The following is a 439-nucleotide window of genomic DNA, read 5'->3' as shown; positions in this document are numbered from 1 at the left end:
ATCTATCGCGACGTGATCGCACGTCTACTCGAGGCCGGCGAGGTCTACGAGGCCTATTCGACACCGGAAGAGGTCGAGGCGCGCCATGTGGCGGCCGGACGGAATCCCAAACTCGGATACGACAATTACGACCGCGACCTCACCGACGAGCAGCGCAAGGTATTTGCCGACGAGGGTCGTAAACCCGTGCTGCGCCTGCGTATGCCCGACGAGGACCTCGCCTGGACCGATCTGGTGCGCGGTCCGGTGAGCTTCCCGGCGGGCTCGGTACCCGATTTCGCGATCACGCGGGCCAACGGAGATCCGTTGTACACCTTGGTCAATCCGGTCGACGACGCGCTGATGAAGATCACTCACGTGCTGCGCGGCGAGGACATCATGCCCTCGACCCCGCGTCAGATCGCGCTGTACCGGGCGCTGATGCGGATCGGTGTGGCCG

General features: G+C 64.5%; 1 protein-coding gene. It reads left to right on the top strand.

Going from position 1 to position 439, the window contains the following annotated elements; genetic code table 11:
* On the top strand, positions 1-439 hold a 439-nt coding region (locus RNB18_RS52315; protein ID WP_311721093.1), incomplete at both ends, for a glutamate--tRNA ligase family protein.

This window comes from Streptomyces doebereineriae (assembly GCF_031845645.1).
Taxonomy (GTDB): Bacteria; Actinomycetota; Actinomycetes; order Streptomycetales; family Streptomycetaceae; genus Streptomyces; species Streptomyces canus.
This window is presented reverse-complemented; position numbering and strand designations above follow the sequence as displayed.